Below are 18,661 nucleotides of genomic sequence, written 5' to 3' on the forward strand. Positions count from 1 at the left end.
GACTGGCGCATCGGCTTTCTCGACGGCTCGCCGCTGTTCGCCTGTCGCCGCTACCGGCCCGAACCCGGCAACCGCATTCGCCGCCGCAAGCACCCTCTCGACATGAGCCGCATCGAGGCGTTACCGCTCAACGAGGTGCCAGAGCGGGTGCTGCAGACCGCCCGCCGCGCCGTGCATCAGCTCGGCAATGGCCTCTATGGCCTCGACTTGCGCCAGCAGGGGCGCGACTGCGTGCTGCTGGAGATCGTCGACAACCCCTGGATCCGCGGCGATATCGAAGACAAGGAGGCGCAGGATCTCTATGAGCGACTGGCCCGCGCCTTCCGCCAGCGGCTGGAAAACCGGGGCCAGACCACCGTATAACCACCATGATTTTGTCGCCCACAATGACAGAGAGGGCCTCGCGAAGGGGCCCTCTCTCATATCAAAGAGTGCTGCTGACTTATTGCAGACGCAGGAAACGCCCGCTCAAGGGTGGTATCTCCACCGTCACGCTGCTGCCGCCAATGGCCAGACTCTCGCCGCTTTGCAGATCCACCAGCGCACTGCCGCTGCGCAACTTGCCCGCTGGCAGGTTGTAGCTGAGCGCCGTGGTGGAGAGGTTGAGCAGGTAGACTATCTGCTCCCCCGCCGTCTGTTTGATGTCACCATAGAGACTGCCCTCGGCCACCAGTTTGACTCGCTCTCCCTGATAGAGAGCGGGGTGGGCGGCACGCATCGCCAGTAGCTGGGCCAGCCACTCTTTCAGCTCGGCTTGTTCGCTACTTGGCACAAAGCCGGTGACAGCGGGCACCTTGCCGTCGCTGCGGGCCACATGGTCGTCGCACAAGCCCTGCGCTGCACAGTCACCGCCGACCTTGGCAGCAAAGCCCGGCACCTCGTCGCCAAACTCCTCGCCATAGTAGAAGGTGATGGGGCCGGAGCGGGCCGCCATAAAGCTGAAGGCTGCCTTGTGGCGCTGCCAGTACTCGGTCGACTTGAAGTTGCCACGCTCCAGCAGATCGCCAAAACGCACCAGATCGTGGTTGCCCAGCATCAGATTCGGCATGGCGTGATTCGGGTAGTTCTCCACCTTGTTCCAGCTGGCATCGAGCACGCTGGCCCCCTGCCCACCCTTGCCGGACTCCTCCACCGCCAGCGCCTGCACGATGCCGTAGCGCAACGGGAAGTCAAAGGCCGAAGAGAGCGCCGGATTGTCGCTGCTGCCGTAAGCCTGGGCGCGAATGTCGTCAGCCCCCTTCCACACCTCACCCACCATGTAGCCAAGGGTGCCCCACTGCTGACCGGCGGCCTTGCGCGCCGCGCTGGCCAGCTCCACCTCGCTGCGAATGGCGCGCCAATCATCCAGCCCAAGCTGATAGGCCTGATCGAGGCGCCAACCGTCGATGCCGTACTGCTCTACCCAGTAGCGGGCCACCTCCTTGAAGTAGGCGAGGCTCTCCGGCTTGCTGTAATCCACCAGCTGGCCGGGATAACCCGCACCGCCGCTGGTGAGGGCTGGCAGACGCCCCTCTGGCGAGGGCTTGCTCACCCCCACCTTGTTGACGTGGCCAAACACCCCGTCGAGGAAGACATAGAGGCCGCGCTGGTGCGCCCCGTCTACCAGCTGTTTGAGCTTGGCATTGCTGCCAAAGTTGGGATCCACGGTAAAAAAGTCGCAGGCGAAGTAGCCGGTGTCATCGAGCTTGTTATCGCCGCCTTGCCCCGCGCAGGAGTCGAACACCGGGGTGAGCCAGATGGCGTTGACGTTGAGACTCTTGATGTGGTCGAGACTATCGATGATCCCCTGCAGATCGCCGTTGTGCTGGGAGGGGCCATAGCCGACGCCGTAGTTGGCACTGCCGTCACCATCGGCAAACGACTCCACCATTACCTGATAAATGCGCAGGTTGCAGGCGGGTTGAGCGTCGCCATAGCAGGCACGACTGGCCGTGGCGACCGGAGGGTGAGTGACCGGCGGATTGACGACGGGGGGAGAGCTCTCCCCACCTGAACTACCGCTGCCGCCGCAAGCCGCAAGTAACAGGGCGGCCCCGAGCAGGCCGCCATAGCGTAACGTTCCCTGTTTCATTGTTATGTTCCCGCTGTGAGAGCAGGCGTCTGATACGCCTGTTTTTCACCATGATAGCGATGCTCACACAGCGGTGTCTGTGACTGAAAACGTTATCTGACTCAACTGGTTAGAGCACACCGGCCGAGGCAAAGCGGTAGTTGACCGAGAGCCAGTAGGAACGACCCGGCTCGGGGATGCGGCCGCTCTGCTCGTAGCCCAGCCCGGCCTGACTGCTGTGGACCGACTTGGAGAGGTGCTCGTAGTAGAAGGTGTCGAACAGGTTGTCTACCCCGGCCGAGAGTTGCCACCCCTTGGCAAACTGCCAGGCGCCGCTCAGGTTCATGGTGAAGAAGCCCGGGGTCTCGCCCTGATCCTGACCGGCGACCGTGCCGGAGCCCACATCCACCCGATCCTGCGCCGCCACGGCGCGCCCCAGCAGGGTAAAGCTCAGCGCCTCGTCCGGCTGCCAGCCCAGCGCCAGCTTGCCATCGAGCGGTGGCATCTGGGCCAGCGGCTTGTTGTCGCTCTGGTTTTCGCCGTAGACCACCGCCAGACCACCATCGAGACGCCACTGCTCGGCAAACTGCCAGCGCCCTTCCAACTCGCCACCCCGGGTCTGGGCATCGATATTGCGCACCTTGTTCGACTTGCTGTTGTAGAGCAGGTAGTCCTTGATGTCGGCGCTAAAGATAGAGAGGGTCAGGTCCAGCTCGCGACTGCGCAAAGCCAGCCCCGCATCCCACTGGCGACTGCGCTCCGGGTTGAGGGTGAACGGGGTGCTGTCCTTGCTGCGCTCCCAGTAGTCCGGCGCCCGCTCTGCCTGCCCCCAGGCCAGATAGCTGGACCAGCGTTGCGACCACTGATATTCGTAGCGGCCAAACCCGCTGTTAAGACTCAGGGTATCGCTGTAGAGGGTCTGTTCACCGACGCCATAACGGGTGGTCTCGACCCTATCCTGACGGTAACCGCCCTTGTAGCTGTGGGCCCCCTGCTGACGACCCAGTTCGGCGAAGCCGCCCTGCTGCTCGAAACGCAGGGTGCGCTGGCGATCCTTGGTGGCATAGTCGACCCCACTCCGACTGCGGTGCTGATCCCGGTTGCTGTCGAGCCCGGCGGTCAGCAGCCAGTCTGCTGGCAAGGCGATGTCGTTGGCCCAGCGACCGCCGGTGTTGCGGCGATCCGGGTTGGAGAGCATCTTCATGCCGCTGTTTTGCCGCAGGCTGAAGTTGTCCATGATGTGGTCTATGTAGTTGTCCCACAGGGTCAGCTCGCTGCGCTGCCAGTGAGTGGTGATCTGCTCCTGCTTGAGCTTCAGCCCGAAGGATTCGCGATCAAACATGGGGCCATCCATGGTGCGGTCCGCATAGGCGGCGCGGGCGTTGCTGCGCTCGGCGGTCAGTTCCAGCCAGGTGTGCTCCCCCGGCGTCCAGCCCAGCTGGGCGGTGCCGTTCTCGCGGCGATAGAAAGATCGCACCTCGTTGCCGTGACCATCGCGGTAATCGTCGCTATCGGAGTGGGTGAACTGACCGCGCAGATAGCCATCGGTCGAACCCGCCGTCATATCCACCATCTGGTCATCGCGGCCAAAACTGCCATAGAGAGCCGAGGCATCGGCCTTGAGACCCGGCGCGGTGAACTCGGGCCTGTCCCGCTCGAACAGCACGGTTCCCGCCAAGGTAGCACCCAGCTCGAGGGATTGCGGCCCCTTCAGCACCCGGATCCGGTCAAAGGATTGGGGGAACACATAGGCGGTGGGCGGGTCCATCCGGCCACCACACCCACCGGCCAGCATGCCGCCATCCATCTGCACGTTGAGGCGGGACATCCCCATCCCCCGCAGCACAGGGTCGCCACCGAGCCCCCCTTTGCGCACCATGCTCATGCCGGTGACATTCTTCAGATAACCGGCGCCGTCGGCAGCGGGCATGGGGGAACCGGGCTTCTTGGGATCCAGTGTCACTTCAAGTGTGCTGACCGGGCGGGTTGCCACCACCACCATGGGATCCAGCTGTTGCACCGATTCCTGACCGGCAGCGCCGTGACAGGCGAGCCCGCCCACCAGCAGGGCAAGAGGTGTGCGCATATGACAAGCCATACATTTTCCTTATGTATTTGTTTGTTCTGTTATTTTCATTCAACCAATCAAACCTTTCAGCAAGGGAAAGGTTTGCCGTCAGGCCGCAAAAAAGGCCTGCGGCGCGAAAGCGGCAAGCCTCTGTCAGATGAAGCGAAGGCAAGTTGGCAAAATGTTGCGCAGGTTTTACCCAAGTTGGCTCAGAAAGGCAAACGGGCAAACATTCCAGTAACAGGAATCTGGCGTTGGCTCACAAAAAATGGGGATTAGCTGAAGGCTTCCCGCTCATTGATGGGAGAGATGAGGTGATAGACCTCATGGGCTGACAAGGTACATCCGACGGGCCACTCCAGCTGGTGGTGACGGTTGATGAAGACCCGGGCGCAATGACGCTCGCTCTCCAGCTTTGCAAACAGCGGCTGGGTTCGCCAGGGGGTCAGATCCAGCACACCCGTGGTGCCATCCGATAACACCAGAAACAGGCGCCATCCCCGCACATACTCGACATCGATAAAGACCGGCATCCCTTCGGCTCCGATTGAGATAATTCGCGGCAATTATAAACACCAGTTCCCCATCCATACACGCTGTGGCTCACATTTTGCCCAGCAGATTATGCTGTGCTCATTAGTGGCGCGACATCACATTTTTAGATGATAAATGTGTTAATGCCGACTTTTAACAAACTTGAATGCAACCTTAACCAATTCGATCTGTCATAACCTCACAACAACTAAAAAAACGTCTGTGGACAGACGTTTAGAGTCTCATTCAGGAACAAATATGACAAATCTAAAACAGCGACTCGGCCCGTTCTGGCCCTTCGCCGTCTTCTGCGCGCTCGCGCTTTTCTCTCTCTCTTTCAGCCGAATCGCCCTCGGTATATGGCAACTGGAACGAGTGGATGCCGTGGCCGGCTGGCAGGAGATGCTGCTGCAAGGGATCCGGGTCGACTTTGCGACCCTCTGCTGGGTCTGGGGTGTCCCCGCCATGCTCACTCTGCTGCTGGCAGGCCCCCATGCCATCGGCCGAGGCTGGCTGCAACTGATGCGCGTCTGGCTGACCGTCGGACTCTGGCTGATACTGTTCCTCGAGATCTCCACCCCCTCGTTTGTCACCGAGTATGGCGTGCGCCCCAACCGTCTCTATGTGGAGTACCTCATCTATCCGAAAGAGGTGTTCGCCATGCTGTGGGCGGGGCGCAAAGCCGAGCTGCTGCTGGCGTTACTCTTCAGTGGCGCCGTGCTGACCGGTGGCTGGTGGCTGAGCGGCCGTCTGGTGCGTGGCCTCAGCTTCCCCCGCTGGTATCTGCGTCCGGCCTTCGCCCTGCTCATTCTGGCCATAGGTTTTCTCGGTGCCCGCTCCAGTCTCGGCCACCGCGCCCTGAACCCGGCCATGGTCGCCTTTGCCGAGGATCCGCTGGTCAACTCGCTCACCGTCAACTCCGCCTACTCCCTCTTCTTTGCCATCAAACAGATGGGCGCCGAGGAGGATGCCGGCCAGTTTTACGGCGAGATGACGGAGCAGAAGGTGCTCGAGGTCATGCGCAAGGAGAGTGGCCGTCCGGCCAGTGATTTCAACTCCGATCTGCTGCCCAGCCAGACCTTCAACCAGGCGAGCTTCCAGGGTAAACCGAAGAATCTGGTGATCCTGCTGCAGGAGAGTCTGGGTGCCCAGTTTGTCGGCTCCCTCGGCGGCCTGCCGCTCACCCCCAACATCGATGCTCTGTCGCAGCAGGGCTGGGCCTTCGAGCAGCTCTACGCCACCGGCACCCGCTCGGTGCGTGGTATCGAGGCGGTACTGACCGGCTTCACGCCTACCCCGGCACAGTCGGTGGTCAAACTCGGCAAGAGCCAGACCAACTTCTTCACCATCGCTGATCTGCTTAAGCAGCGGGGTTACGACACCAGCTTTATTTATGGCGGCGAGAGCCACTTTGACAACATGCGTAGCTTCTTCCTCGGCAACGGCTTCACCACCATCGTCGAACAGAAGGATTTCGACAATCCGGTGTTCAAGGGCTCTTGGGGCGCCTCCGACGAGGATCTGATGGCCAAGGCCGACGAGACCTTCAAGTCGCTGCACAAGGAGGGTAAACCCTTCTTCAGTCTGGTATTCAGCTCCAGCAATCACGATCCGTTTGAATTCCCGGACAACCGCATCGAACTGTTCGAGCAACCCAAGCAGACCCGCAACAACGCGGCCAAATATGCGGATTACGCCATCGGCGAGTTCTTCAAGAGGGCGAAACAGTCCGAATACTGGAAGGACACCCTGTTCCTGGTCATCGCCGATCACGACAGCCGGGTCGGTGGCGCCAGTCTGGTGCCCATTCCCCGCTTCCATATTCCGGGGGTTATCGTGGGCGACGGTATTGCGCCGAGAAAGGATCCGCGCATCGTCAGCCAGATCGACATGGCGCCGACCCTGCTCTCCCTGATGGGGATCAGTGCCGACTACCCCATGCTCGGCAAGGATCTGACCCGCATGCCTGCCGACTGGCCGGGTCGGGCCATCATGCAGTACGACAAGAACTTCGCCCTGATGCGCGGCAAGGATGTGGTGATCCTGCAACCGGAACGGGCGGCAGAGGGCTATGTCTACGACAATGCCAACGAGAAGCTGACCCTGGCGGCGCAGCCGGACGCCTTGAAGGAGGATGCCCTCGGTCTTGCCCTGTGGGGCAGCATGGCCTATCAGAAGAGTCTCTATCAGACAGCCAAGGATGAACGCACCGCCGCCAATTGAGCCGCTCGTGCTGCTTCAACCCATAGCAGAATAGAAAAAACCGCCAGCTGGCGGTTTTTTCCATCTATCCATACCGTCGGCCCACAGGCCGTTATGGCTGGGGAAAGCAGGGAAGGGAGCGGCTGAACTTGTGCTCGAATACCAGCGAGGTTTCGAGGTGCACAACCTCCTCGCGGGAGGTGAAGTGATCGAAGACGAAGTTGCGCAGGTGCTCGGTATCGGAGACACAGAGGTGCACCAGAAAATCATCCTTGCCCCCCATGTGGAACAGGCTGATCACTTCGGGCAGCGCCAGAATGGCATCGCGGAAAGCATCGATGATCTGACGGCTGTGGCGGGCCAACTGCAGGGAGACCATGGCCTGAATGTGGCCACCGAGGGCCTGATAATCCACTTCACAGTGCGCTCCCTTGAGCACGCCATCCTGCTGCAGCTTGCGCACCCGCTCCAGACAGGTGGAGGGGGCAACGCCCACCAGCGCGGCCAGATCCTTGTTGGTCATGCCAGCATCCCGAAACAGATGGGCCAGGATATCCAAATCCAGTTGATCCAGGTTTCTCATCTTAACTCCTTGAACCGCTCAATTTTTTAGACTCTGCCCGTAAACCGGGGCAAACACAACGGCCATTGACATCCCCCCTGCCCCGCCTACCCTTGGCGCCATTCACCGGCCGCAACCCTGCGGCCACCACGCGAGGATCCGCCATGCACCCGTATCACCCCTTCTGGAGCCTTGAGGTTCCCCGTGTCGACGGCCAGCTGCTGCTGACCCCCTGCCCCGGCACCCAGCAGGTGCCGCTGACCCTGGCGCTCGATCAACTGCGGTTGGCCGGTGCCCACGGAGTGGTGACCCTGATGACAAGCGCCGAGTTGATCCGACTCGAACTGGCGCAGCTCGGCCAGCAGGTCGAGCACGAAGGAATACGCTGGCTCCACCTGCCCATCGAGGATGATCTGGCTCCCGATGCAGCCTTCGAGGCCGCCTGGCAACAGGCGCTGCCGCAGCTGCGCGAGCTGCTGGGGGATGGCAAACATCTGGTCATCCACTGCAAAGGGGGCAGCGGTCGTACCGGTCTGGTCGCCGCCGCGCTGCTGATGACCCTCGGCCAGCCACAGCAAGAAGCGATGGCCGCTATCAAGGCCCACAGACCCAAGGCGTTTACCCTGGCCTGCCACCGCCAATGGCTCGACCAGCTGGCCCAGCGGCTGGAGCTGGGCGACTGACTACTTGCCCCCTTGGTCATAGGTGAAGACCTTGCCGATATCCTCCACCCGATAGCTGGTGAGCTGATAGACGTAGTAGTTGAGCCAGTTGGCAAACAGCAGATGACCATGGCTGCGCCAGCTGGCGCGCGGGGTCTTGCCCGGATCGTTATTCGGGTAGTAGTTGACCGGAATAGCCGGGTCAAGGCCCGCCGCCAGATCCCGTTGGTACTCCCCATCGAGAGTCAGGGCGTCGTACTCCGGATGCCCGGTGACAAACACCTGACGACAATCCTTGGTCGCCGCCAGATAAACCCCCGCCTCTTCTGACTCGGCAAAAATCTGCAGATCGGTGTGGGCGCGGATCAAATCGCCATCAAACGCCGCATAGCGGGAGTGGGGCGCGACAAACTCGTCATCGAAACCACGCAGCAGCGGTTCGTGCTCATCGAGGCGATGATGATGATACACACCGGAGAGCTTCTCGCCACGGGTCTGCTTCTCCATGCCGTAGAGTGCCTTGAGCGCCGCCTGCACCGCCCAGCAGAGGAACAGGGTGGAGGTAACATGCTGATGGGACCACTCGATGATCTCGACGATACGCGGCCAATAGACCACCTCCTCGAACTCCACCAGCCCGAGCGGCGCGCCGGTAATGATCATGCCGTCGTAGTTGTTGCCACGCACCTGCTCGAAGTCGTGATAGAAGTTCTCGAGATGGGCCTGCGGCGTGTTCTTTGACTCCCTGTCATCAATGCGCAGCAGATCCACATCCACCTGCAGCGGCGAGTTGGAGAGCATCCGCATCAGCTGGATCTCGGTCTCAATCTTCTTGGGCATCAAATTGAGGATCAGTACCTGCAGCGGGCGGATGTTCTGGGTGACGGCCCGGGATTCCGTCATCACGAAGATGTTCTCCTGCCCCAACACTTCGGCTGCGGGCAACTGATCCGGGATCTTGATCGGCATGCTTACTCCCTGTACTGCATCGGTAAATATGTCTGGACATCCAGAAGCCTATAATAAAGCTCCCACCCTGTCATCAGATACCTTTTGTATTCACTCTCGCCTTTGACTAGCATACGGCTCAGTATCTCCCCTGCATCCAAGATAATGACCGGTATCAAGATTTCCGTAGATCGACTGCAAGTCGGCAACTATGTCTCCCTGCCACTGGGGTGGCGCGAACACCCGTTCCTGTTTTCCAGCTTCAAGATCAAGAATGAAGAGGAGATCGAGCTGATCCGCCGACTCGGTCTGAAACTGGTCACCATCATTCCCGACAAGAGCGACGTTCCGCCCAAGCCCCTCAATCAGGTACAGCCTCAACCACAAGAGAGCGCAGACGCCGCCCAGCGCCAGGCTCAGATGCAGCAGGAGAAGGACCGCCGCATCGAGCAGTTGCAGCAGTATCGTCGCAACCTGCAGCAGTGCGAGAAACAGTTTCAGCAGTCGCTGGCCCAGGTGCGCAGCGTGATGAGCAAGCTCCAGTCCCGCCCCCTCAATGCCATCGGCGAGGCGCAGGAGCTGGTCAACGCCATGACAGAACAGCTGCTCTCGGTGGACGAGATGGTGCTCCATCTGGTCTCCGACAGCGAGGATGGCAACAACCTCTACTTCCACTCCCTCAACGTCAGCGTACTCAGCATGCTGCTGGCCAAGGAGTGCAACATGTCGGCCGACCAGATCCGCCATATCGGTATGGGGGCGCTGTTCCACGATATCGGCAAACTGAAGATCCCGAGCCAGATCCTGCGCAAGACCGAGCCGCTCACTAGGCCGGAGCAAAACCTGATGGCCCAGCACCCGCGCTACGGGCTGGATCTGCTCAATCTGGCCAAGGATTTCCCGTCGGAAGCGAAGGGGATAGTGCTGCACCACCACGAATATCTCGATGGCAGCGGGCCGGAAGGGCTCAAGGGCGGCCAGCTCGATCAGCTCACCCAGATGGTGTCGCTGATCAACGAGTACGATAACCTCTGCCACATGCAGGCCAAGGTGCCCTACTCGGCCCTGAGCGGCCTCTACAAGCAGCGCAAGGCGCAGTTCAATCCGGAGTACCTCAGCATGCTGATCCGGTTGATGGGGATCTACCCCCCCGGCAGCGTGGTGCAACTCTCCAACGGTCAGGTTGGGCTGGTGATGTCGGTCAACGCTTCCCGCCTGCTCTACCCCTCGGTGCTGGTCTACGATCCGCGCATTCCCCGTCAGGAAGCCGCCATCATCGACCTGCAGCAAGCCGAACTGTCGATCGCCAAGGTGATCCACCCCAAACGGCTGCCGCCCGCCGTGTTCGAGTACCTCAATCCGCGTACCCGGATCAGCTACTACTTCGAGCACAACAAAGCCTGATTGTGTTGGCCCGAGGCCAACCATTGCCACCCGTTTAATCCAAGGAGCCTGCCATGCGTATCGAGATCATCAGTACCGGAGACGAAATAGTGACGGGTCTGGTGGTGGATACCAACGCGGCCTGGCTCAGCGCTCTGCTGCTGGAACAGGGGTGGCAGGTGCGCCGTCGCCTGACGGTGGGTGACAACCTCGCCGACCTGAAAACGGTGCTGCAAGAGAGTGCCAGCCGCGCCGAGGTGGTGCTGGTGTGTGGCGGACTCGGGCCCACTGCCGACGACCTGACCGCTCAGGCTGCCGCCGAGGCCTTTGACCAGCCACTCACCCTCTTCCCCGACTGGCTCGCTACCATCGAAGCGCGCTACGCCAGCCGTGGCCGCCCCATGGCACAAAGCAATGCCAAACAGGCATGGCTGCCACAGGGGTGCGAAATCCTCGACAACCCGGTTGGCACCGCCTGCGGCTTTGTGGTGCGAAGTGGCCAGAGCCAGCTCTTCTTCACCCCGGGCGTGCCGTTCGAATTCAAACAGATGGTGCGCGAGCAAATTCTGCCGCGCCTCAAACAGCTGGCCGGGGCGCAGATCGATACCGAGCTGCGTCGCTTTTACACCTTCGGCGTCTCGGAGTCGGCGCTCAGCGATATGCTGGATGCCGAACCCTGGCCAGCCGGCATCGAGCTGGGTTACCGCTCCTCCATGCCCCTTATCGAGCTGAAACTGATCGGCCACGGCGCTAGTGCCGCTGATATGGAGAGTGCCGAGCGCCGACTGCTGGATACGATCCGCCCCTGGCTGGTTGGCAGCGGAGATACGGAACCGGCGCAGCAGATCCTTGCGCTGCTGCAAGACAAACCGCTGACTCTGCTGGAGGGGGAGAGTGGAGGTGCGCTGCTGGCGCTTTGTCACGGCCATCCCCAGCTGGAAGCACGCTTCAGCACGCAACTGGCCGATGAGCTGGCGCAACTGCCGACCGCCGATGCGGGCCTGCTACTGACCATAGGGCGCGAGGGCACTGAGGGTGTACCACTGCTGCTCTGTGCCGATGGCATGCACATCGGTCAGACGGTCAAGGTCCGCCACCCCGACCCGGAGAGCCGCCGCAAGATCCTCGCCTTTGCCGCCCTCGACATGCTGCGCCGCCATATGCTGGGTGAGCCGGTGCTCGGCGATTACCTCACCCTGGCCAGAACAGCCCAGCGCAGCTGATAACCCCCCCTGCCAGCGACCCTATGTTGCTGGCGCTGCGATCCGCCTTTTCACTCCGTTTCCAAACAGCGCCCACATTTATCTGGCCGCCATCACCGATTTGACTTCAATTCATTGACCATTCAGAGGAAATATCTGAATACTGCCCACTCTCAGGGTTGGCGACTCGCTTTATTAATCATTGAGAGATTAAATGACAGTAGAGGAGCGAGCCGATCGTTCCGTTCTCATCCAGCAAGGAGATGCGGTGTTAAGCAAAGAGTGGTTGCTGCTATCAAGCGATATGGAACTGGTCTGCCTGCGGATTGCCGCCGGTCTCACCAAACCTGTCACGGAACAGGATGTGCAGGCTCTGCTGCTCGCTTCCAACTGTCGCCGCTATCAGCCGCTGCCCGAGGGGATCAAACAGGCCATCAGCCTGCTCAATACCCTGCTCACCAACCCTGCCGCCCCCGTCCCTGCCAACCCCATCCCCATCGGCAAGCGTCAGGATGCCCGACTCGCCGTAATCGTGGAGAAGGATCGCATGAGCGCCATCGCCCAGATCACTGCCGACTGGGGTGGCAAGTATGTGACGCTGGAACAGCTGAAAGAGGCGATCGCCATCAGCGAAATCAAACAGGGGGTGAGTGAGCAACTGCTCACCGCTGCCATCCAGTCAGCCAAGGAGGCCGCCCCCGGCAGTCAGCTCAAGCTGGTGATTGCCAACGGCCAGCCTGCCGTCAATGGTCAGGACACTCGCTATGAGCGGCTGGTGGAGACCCCGGCCGAACGGATCCTCAAACCGCAGGAGCTGGGGCATGGCAAGGTCGATCTGCGGGATCTCGGCTCCATCGTCACCGTCAAGGCAGGCGCTCCGCTGATGCGCCGTCATCCGGCCACCGTCGGGGTGCCCGGTTTTACCGTAACCGGTCAGGATCTGCCCGCCAAAGATGGCAAAGACAGTCCGATGAGCGCTGGCGAGGGCACCTTTATCTCCCCCGACGATCCCGACCTTCTGATCGCCGGTCGGGCTGGCCTGCCCTGTCAGGAGAAAGCAGGCATGAAGGTGGACGAGGTGCTCAGCGTCAAACAGGTGGATGCCCGCCACGGCCACATTGATTTTGAAGGGGGCTTAATCGTCAGCGGCGACGTCAACCCGGGCATGAAGATCAAGGTCAGCGGTGACATCGTCATCGGCGGCTTTATCGAAGGGGGCTGGATCGAAGCTGGGGGCAGCATCACGGTACGCCACGGCATCATTGGCCGCCGCAACGAGCAGGGAGAGTACCTTTGCCAACTCAATGCGCAGGGGGAGATCCACGCCAGCTACGCCCAGTATGCCCAGCTGGAAGCGGGGGGGGATATCCAGATCCAGAGCCAGCTCAGCCACTGCTACTCCCGCAGCGGACAAGATATCAAGGTGGGCGATAGCAACATGCGCAAAGGCACTCTGCTGGGGGGCACCAGCATTGCCAATCGCCTGATCATGGCCCCCAGCCTGGGGGCCGAGGCCGCCAACCATACTCGGCTGCAGATCCTTGGCGGCTACTTCACTCACAAAGAGCAGGAACACCAGCTCAAGCTGCGCCAGCAGGCGTGTCAGGCCCAGCTGGAGAAAATCAAGGAGCTGGTCATGAAGTTGCTGCAACTGCCCGGCGACAAGCGCAATCCGGATACCCTGCGCAAGCTCAAACCGATCCGGGACCATCAGCTGGCCGAACTGGCCCAGCTCGATGAGCAGCTCACCGCCAACCAGGAAGAGCTGCGAAACTTGATGGCTCAGATGGAGGTCATTGCCACCCAGCACCTCTACTCTGGCATCGAGGTCGAGATGGCCAGCTTCAAACGCAAGGTTACCATTACCCGAGGCCCTACCCGCCTGACCATCCATGATGAAACCCTGGAGATGACCCCTTACGAGGGACACAAATAGCTCAACCGGCACGGCCCCATCGCTGAACCGGCCGTGATCCCGCCGCCGATTTTCGCTACACTCGCCACTTCCTTGGCCCCACCGGGCGGGCCACCCAGACTCAGGTAGTGAGAGATGTACAAGCTGATCGCATTGGATATGGATGGCACCCTGCTCAACCCGCAGGGCCAGATTACTCCCCGCACCCACGCCGCCATCAGCGCCGCGCGCGCCAAAGGGGTAACAGTTGTGCTGGCCTCCGGCCGCCCGCTGGAAGGGATGAGCCGCTATCTGGAAGAGCTCGGCCTCACCACAGAGCATGACTACGTCATCTGCTACAACGGCGCCCTGGTGCAACAGGTGGCCGATCAGCGCATCATCCGCAGCCAGCTGCTGACCGGCAGTGACGCCAGCGCCGTCGCCAGACTGGCTGACGAGCTGGAGGTGAACGTCCACGGTTTCTCGGTGACCCGTGGCCTGATCAGTCCCCGTGTCAGTACCTACACCGAGCACGAATCCCGCCTGATCGGCATGCCGATCAATCTGATCGACTTCGCCACCCTGCCTGCCGACGAACAGATCATGAAGGTGATGATGATCGACGAGCCGCCCCAGCTCTCCCGCGCCATCGAGCGACTGCCTGCTGAGCTCTATGAGCGCTATACCGTGGTACAGAGCGCCCCCTTCTTCCTCGAATTCATGAACAAGCAGAGCAACAAGGGAACTGGCGTCGCCGCGCTGGCCGAGCACTTGGGCCTGACCGCCGCTCAGGTGATCTGCGTCGGGGATGCGGGCAACGATCGCCACATGATCGAATACGCAGGCCTCGGTGTGGCGATGGGCAATGCCACCGACGAGATCAAGGCTCTCGCCCAGCACACCACTGCCCGCAACGATGAAGATGGCGTAGCTCAGGTGATCGAGCAGTTCGTACTGAACGCCTGATCGCAATCGAGCGCTGCTGCGTCCGATGAGGAAATAAAAACGGGGAGGCTGTCAGCCTCCCCGTTTTTTCTGGTCAGTTATCTGCGTGATGAGCGGTAATTCGCTCGCATCACTGGTTCGCCAGACACTGGGTATGGGAGCCCGGTTGCAGGTAAGGCGTCAGCAGGGGAGCCATCCCCTTGAGCACCTGCACCGGCAGCGCCGAGGTGAAGCGGAACTTGTCAGACTGGCTACCCGGTACATAGGCGGTCAGGGTACCGAAGTGATCCTCACCCAGATAGAAGACGAAGGTCGCGGTGCGGTTGCGCGCCAGCGAGCTGGTCACGTTGCCATAACGGCCCACGGTTTCAATCCGGTTATCCCCGGTCCCGGTCTTGCCCCCCATCTGCAGCACAGTGCCATCCGGCAGGGTAAAAGCACCGGCGATACGTCTTGCCGTACCCCCTTCAACCACCTTGGAGAGCGCACTGCGCAGGGCTGCCGCCACCTCTGCCGGCATCACCCGGGTTCCCTCGGTGTGCTGCGGCTCAAACTCGGTCTCGAAAGGAGTCCCCTTGGCGAACGAGAGGTGCTCGATACGCAAAGTTGGCGAGCGGACACCGCCATTCTGGATAATCCCCATCAGCTCGGCCAGTGCAGCCGGACGGTCACCGGAGCTGCCCAAGGCAGTCGCCAGCGAAGGCACCAGATGGTCGAACGGATAACCGAGCTTGGCCCAGCGCTGATGGATATCGAGGAAGGCTTCAACCTCCAGCATGGTGCGGATCCGGCTGTCACGGGCACTGCGATGACGGGTCTTGAACAGCCAGCTGTAGACCTCCTGCCGCTCGTCACGACTGGCCGCCACCGCATCGGCAAAGGTCGCCTTGTCGAACTCCTTGAGATAGGCCAGCAGCCACAGCTCCAGCGGGTGCACCCGGGCGATGTAGCCCTGATCCGGCAGTGAATACTTGCCCGGGCCATAGCTCACATAGAGCTGATTGACCCGCTTGGCGCTCAACTTCTCCCGCGGCAACCGCTCCGCCAGGAAGGCAGCAAATGCGGCTTCGCTGGCTTCCGGCATCAGGTAGCGGTGAACCGCCGCCAGACGTACCGCACTCGGCTTGAGACCGTCGAGGAAGGTATCGAGCTGCTCCTCGGGAGTCTTGCCGCGATATTTGCGCCAGAAGCGCAGCAGATAGGTCTGGCCCTCTTTGTCAGCAAATTTGGCCAGATACTCCTGACGACGGGGATCCTTGTCATCCTTCAGCAACTGGGCACGGTTGCCCTCCTTGTAGAGGCTGTAGCGCACGATATCGCGCATCAGCCGCACAAAGGGCAAGTTAATCGATTCACGCAGAGAGTCACGCAACGTCGGAATACGATTGTTATCCTCGCGGCGGAAGTTGTTGAAGGTGTGCATGCCGCCACCGGTAAAAAACCCTTCATTGGGGCTGGCGGAGTATTTGCGATCCAGCGCCGCTTCCAGCATCACAGGCAGGCCCTTGTCCTGAGCCGTCATCAGATAGGAGATGGCCCAGCGGCTGAGGTTGTCCTGAGAGACGGCAGCCAGCTTGCGCAGATTCTCGACCGGCATCCCGGCATAGTTGTCGTGCAGCTCGGCCACAATCTCCAGATAGGTAGTCAGCACCCGCAACTTGGCGGTTGAGCCCAACTCCAGCTTGGAACCTTCGTTGATATCGAACGGCTGATCGGTGTTGTCAGTCTGCACCCGCACCTTGAACCCTTCCGGCGATTTCTCGAACAGGGTGAAGCTGTAGCGCACATCGCCGGTCTTCTCCGGCGAGAGCAGGCGCTCACCAAACAGCCCTACCTGGGCGGCAAACGTCGGGTCGGCCAGCTGTTGCAGATAACGGGAGATTTCGTTCTGCAGCGGCATGTTGAGGCTGGTATCGGCGGTCAGATCCATCCGGTCGAGGTCATAGAGCTGCACCCCGAGCTGGCGGCTCAGGCGAGTACGGGCAACCTGCAACCCCTTGTTATTGTTCACCCGGGTGATAGCCGGGGACTGCTGGAAGTCACGGAACGTAATCTTGGCCTTGAGCGCCGCCTCCATCAGTGGCGGCGTGATCATTCCCTCCTGCACAAACAGGCGCAGGTAGCTGTCGGTCAGGGTAGCCAATGCCTCTCGCCCCTGAGCCAGATAGTAAGAGGGACGGCGGTGCGCAATCATCAGCGAGACCACCTGACGCAGGGCAAGCCCCTGTTCGGCCAGCGGTGCGTTCTGGTTGCGGGCGGGATCCAACAGACGGTTCACGTCATCGACATTGGCACCAAACCAGACCCAGAGACCATCTCCCAGACCATGCACTTCACCATATCCCGGCGCAGCCGAAAGCGGTACCGAGTTGAGGTAGGCCCAGGCGACCAGTTTGCGCGCTTCGAGGGTTTCCGGCCCGAGACGATAGGCCCGCACGCTGGCAGAGGCCATCTGACGGATCTTCTCGGTCGGCGACAGGGTCAGGCCATCCGGCGAGTGGCGATACTTCTCCACCTGGGTCGCCAGGGTACTGCCACCGGCAGATTGATCCTGCATATCGAGCGCCTTGCCCACCTGAGAGAGCGCTGCCTTGGCAAAACGGGGCCAGTCGACCGCCGGGTTGGCCAACGGCTCTTCGTTGCTCAGCAAGTCGCGGTTCTCGATAAAGAGCAGCGACTGGATGACAAGAGGCGGAATGGAGTCAAAATCCGGATAGTGATGGGTCGGATACTTGAATTGATAGAAGGGCTCGGCGCGGCAATCGTGCAGCGTCAGTCCGGCCTGCACCTTCTCGGTATAGGGCACGAAGAAGCCACGACTGGCATAGTCATAGAGTGCGTCGGAGAAATGCACCTGTTTGCTGACTTCATAGCCCCGCTGAAGCAAACGCTCCTGCATCATCGGCAGTTGCACATAGCCGAGCCGCTTGTCGAACGGGCCATCCTCAGGGAAGGCGATCTGCTTGCTCTGACCAGGTTCGACCTGATACGTGAGCTTGGCGGCATAGCGAGAAATCTCCTGAGATTGCAGCTTCGAGGTTTTCATCTCATAGCCAACCAGAGCGATCACCGCCCCCAGGCACAATAAAAAGAGAAAACAGAACAGCCAACGCCACCAGGGACGACGCTTGCGCTTTGGGTTCCCGTCCGAGGTCTGGACAGATGAATCTTGAGATGCCACTTGTGTCAAATCCGTCTGTTCTGATGCGCCCATATCAGCCCCACCATGGTTGCGCAATTTATTGTGTTTCACTCAAGCTTAGTCTTTTCAAGTCAATGGCTTGAAACTATTGACCGCTTTGTGGTGATGGTAACAGGGCAATTCTAAAAAGGGGAGCCGATTGTTGCAGGAGTGGCAGAGATCCGAGCTGATAACAAAACACCGGCCTGTGGCCGGTGTCTCTTAAGCGAAAGCTGAATGCTTATTTGTGAGAGCTCATGCCCTTCAGTTTGGTGCTCAGCTCTTTACGCTCTTTGGAAAGCTCGGCGTTCTTGATGATGTGGTCATCCACGCGCTCTTCATAGTCGGCACGCATGTTGGCGATGATCGCCTGCACATCATCAATACTCATGCCCGGCTTGATGTAGTCGCTCAGGTTGTCGAGCAGCAGCACGCGCTTCTGGTTGTCACGGATCTTTTTCTCGTTATCCGCAATTTCACGCTTGAGTTTGTTCTGGCGACGGGACATACGCACATATTCCAGTACATCGCTGAAGGTGGACTTGTTTACTTGTTCCATATCGATACCACTGACTTAAGGTTGATAAAAACTGGCCAAGTTACACCTGGAACCCGGCAAACTCGGCGCGGGACAGGCAAACTCAAGATGCCCTTACTCTACCGAGTTATAAGCGAGATACAACCCTAATCGCGCGCCATGAACAGAGTTTGGCCAAAAGTAAACCAGTTAAAATAGCCAGTAATCCATCAGATAAAGGCTTGATATAGATAGAAAATGGAGGAAATGACAGGATTTTTAGTTCTCTTCCTGCAGATAAATGCTAATACTGGCTGTTTAACACGCTAAAAACACCAACGCGCGGTCGTGAGACTGGGCTTTGTGTTGGTTCTGGTGTGCAAACCAGTGGGACTTATGGGCAAAAACCGCCCATAGCAAAAAGGCCTTCCCATCAGGGAAGGCCTTCAAATTAGTGGCGGAGCGGACGGGACTCGAACCCGCGACCCCCGGCGTGACAGGCCGGTATTCTAA

General features: G+C 60.3%; 15 protein-coding genes. 8 read left to right on the plus strand and 7 right to left on the minus strand.

Annotated elements, in window-relative coordinates:
- The coding region (locus G5358_RS15135; protein WP_421324380.1) for an ATP-grasp domain-containing protein at positions 1-363 on the plus strand (363 nt) is incomplete at its 5' end.
- Between the two features lie 79 nt (positions 364-442).
- On the opposite strand, the gene G5358_RS15140 is transcribed toward G5358_RS15135, so the two are convergent.
- A complete protein-coding gene (locus G5358_RS15140; RefSeq protein ID WP_421324381.1) occupies positions 443-2,071 on the minus strand; it encodes an alpha-amylase family glycosyl hydrolase in 1,629 nt (542 codons plus the stop codon).
- 109 nt (positions 2,072-2,180) lie between these two features.
- Complete coding sequence (locus G5358_RS15145; protein ID WP_421324383.1) at positions 2,181-4,148, minus strand: TonB-dependent copper receptor; 1,968 nt, start codon at positions 4,146-4,148, stop codon at positions 2,181-2,183.
- Between G5358_RS15145 and G5358_RS15150 the strand changes: the two genes are divergently transcribed.
- Positions 4,137-4,397: a hypothetical protein gene (locus G5358_RS15150; RefSeq protein ID WP_139714664.1), complete on the plus strand. Its 261-nt coding sequence runs from the start codon at positions 4,137-4,139 to the stop codon at positions 4,395-4,397. The two genes, G5358_RS15145 and G5358_RS15150, sit on opposite strands and share 12 nt — an antisense overlap.
- Here G5358_RS15150 and G5358_RS15155 read toward each other — a convergent pair.
- The gene (locus G5358_RS15155) at positions 4,394-4,651 is read right to left on the minus strand and encodes a DUF2442 domain-containing protein (protein ID WP_206901029.1); all 258 of its coding nucleotides are present in this window, start codon (positions 4,649-4,651) and stop codon (positions 4,394-4,396) included. The genes G5358_RS15150 and G5358_RS15155 overlap by 4 nt on opposite strands.
- Positions 4,652-4,910: 259 nt before the next feature.
- On the opposite strand from G5358_RS15155, the gene G5358_RS15160 reads away from it, so the two are divergent.
- Positions 4,911-6,875, plus strand: a complete 1,965-nt coding sequence (locus tag G5358_RS15160) for an LTA synthase family protein (RefSeq protein ID WP_421324385.1) — start codon at positions 4,911-4,913, stop codon at positions 6,873-6,875.
- Positions 6,876-6,966: 91 nt separating this feature from the next.
- On the opposite strand, the gene G5358_RS15165 is transcribed toward G5358_RS15160, so the two are convergent.
- Positions 6,967-7,437, minus strand: coding sequence for an Lrp/AsnC family transcriptional regulator (locus G5358_RS15165; protein ID WP_005336001.1), 471 nt, complete (start codon positions 7,435-7,437; stop codon positions 6,967-6,969).
- Between the two features lie 143 nt (positions 7,438-7,580).
- Between G5358_RS15165 and G5358_RS15170 the strand changes: the two genes are divergently transcribed.
- Complete coding sequence (locus G5358_RS15170; protein WP_421324387.1) at positions 7,581-8,099, plus strand: cyclin-dependent kinase inhibitor 3 family protein; 519 nt, start codon at positions 7,581-7,583, stop codon at positions 8,097-8,099.
- Here the strand turns inward: G5358_RS15170 and metA are convergent, their stop codons facing one another.
- A complete protein-coding gene (gene metA, locus G5358_RS15175; RefSeq protein ID WP_421324388.1) occupies positions 8,100-9,047 on the minus strand; it encodes a homoserine O-succinyltransferase MetA in 948 nt (315 codons plus the stop codon). It lies immediately after the preceding gene.
- A 144-nt stretch (positions 9,048-9,191) separates the two neighbouring features.
- Between metA and G5358_RS15180 the strand changes: the two genes are divergently transcribed.
- The 4 genes from G5358_RS15180 (at position 9,192) to yidA (ending at position 14,471) form a co-directional block, all read left to right on the plus strand.
- Positions 9,192-10,430, plus strand: a complete 1,239-nt coding sequence (locus tag G5358_RS15180) for an HD-GYP domain-containing protein (RefSeq protein WP_201937853.1) — start codon at positions 9,192-9,194, stop codon at positions 10,428-10,430.
- Positions 10,431-10,483: 53 nt separating this feature from the next.
- Complete coding sequence (locus G5358_RS15185; RefSeq protein WP_421324389.1) at positions 10,484-11,632, plus strand: competence/damage-inducible protein A; 1,149 nt, start codon at positions 10,484-10,486, stop codon at positions 11,630-11,632.
- Positions 11,633-11,879: 247 nt separating this feature from the next.
- Entirely contained in the window at positions 11,880-13,547 is a 1,668-nt protein-coding gene (locus tag G5358_RS15190) for a DUF342 domain-containing protein (protein ID WP_180342971.1), read from the plus strand.
- A 114-nt stretch (positions 13,548-13,661) separates the two neighbouring features.
- Positions 13,662-14,471 carry a sugar-phosphatase gene (gene yidA, locus G5358_RS15195; protein ID WP_139408619.1) on the plus strand — a complete coding sequence of 270 codons (810 nt, stop codon included), beginning with the start codon at positions 13,662-13,664 and terminating at the stop codon, positions 14,469-14,471.
- Between the two features lie 109 nt (positions 14,472-14,580).
- On the opposite strand, the gene G5358_RS15200 is transcribed toward yidA, so the two are convergent.
- Positions 14,581-17,664 (minus strand): transglycosylase domain-containing protein, encoded by a 3,084-nt coding sequence (locus G5358_RS15200; protein WP_421324392.1) that lies wholly within the window; start codon positions 17,662-17,664, stop codon positions 14,581-14,583.
- 208 nt (positions 17,665-17,872) lie between these two features.
- Positions 17,873-18,190, minus strand: coding sequence for a PTS system regulator TmaR (tmaR, locus tag G5358_RS15205; RefSeq protein ID WP_005336024.1), 318 nt, complete (start codon positions 18,188-18,190; stop codon positions 17,873-17,875).
- Positions 18,191-18,661: the final 471 nt, after the last annotated feature.

The organism is Aeromonas sp. 604176 (assembly GCF_049170755.1).
In the GTDB taxonomy this organism is placed as follows: domain Bacteria; phylum Pseudomonadota; class Gammaproteobacteria; order Enterobacterales; family Aeromonadaceae; genus Aeromonas; species Aeromonas veronii_A.

What these genes read in the sequence shown, in the direction of transcription:
- G5358_RS15140 (WP_421324381.1), bottom strand. Translation starts at nt 2,071, where the DNA reads ATGAAACAGGGAACGTTACGCTATGGCGGCCTGCTCGGGGCCGCCCTG.
- G5358_RS15150 (WP_139714664.1), top strand. Translation starts at nt 4,137, where the DNA reads ATGACAAGCCATACATTTTCCTTATGTATTTGTTTGTTCTGTTATTTT.
- G5358_RS15145 (WP_421324383.1), bottom strand. Translation starts at nt 4,148, where the DNA reads ATGGCTTGTCATATGCGCACACCTCTTGCCCTGCTGGTGGGCGGGCTC.
- G5358_RS15155 (WP_206901029.1), bottom strand. Translation starts at nt 4,651, where the DNA reads ATGCCGGTCTTTATCGATGTCGAGTATGTGCGGGGATGGCGCCTGTTT.
- G5358_RS15160 (WP_421324385.1), top strand. Translation starts at nt 4,911, where the DNA reads ATGACAAATCTAAAACAGCGACTCGGCCCGTTCTGGCCCTTCGCCGTC.
- G5358_RS15165 (WP_005336001.1), bottom strand. Translation starts at nt 7,437, where the DNA reads ATGAGAAACCTGGATCAACTGGATTTGGATATCCTGGCCCATCTGTTT.
- G5358_RS15170 (WP_421324387.1), top strand. Translation starts at nt 7,581, where the DNA reads ATGCACCCGTATCACCCCTTCTGGAGCCTTGAGGTTCCCCGTGTCGAC.
- metA (WP_421324388.1), bottom strand. Translation starts at nt 9,047, where the DNA reads ATGCCGATCAAGATCCCGGATCAGTTGCCCGCAGCCGAAGTGTTGGGG.
- G5358_RS15180 (WP_201937853.1), top strand. Translation starts at nt 9,192, where the DNA reads ATGACCGGTATCAAGATTTCCGTAGATCGACTGCAAGTCGGCAACTAT.
- G5358_RS15185 (WP_421324389.1), top strand. Translation starts at nt 10,484, where the DNA reads ATGCGTATCGAGATCATCAGTACCGGAGACGAAATAGTGACGGGTCTG.
- yidA (WP_139408619.1), top strand. Translation starts at nt 13,662, where the DNA reads ATGTACAAGCTGATCGCATTGGATATGGATGGCACCCTGCTCAACCCG.
- G5358_RS15200 (WP_421324392.1), bottom strand. Translation starts at nt 17,664, where the DNA reads ATGGGCGCATCAGAACAGACGGATTTGACACAAGTGGCATCTCAAGAT.
- tmaR (WP_005336024.1), bottom strand. Translation starts at nt 18,190, where the DNA reads ATGGAACAAGTAAACAAGTCCACCTTCAGCGATGTACTGGAATATGTG.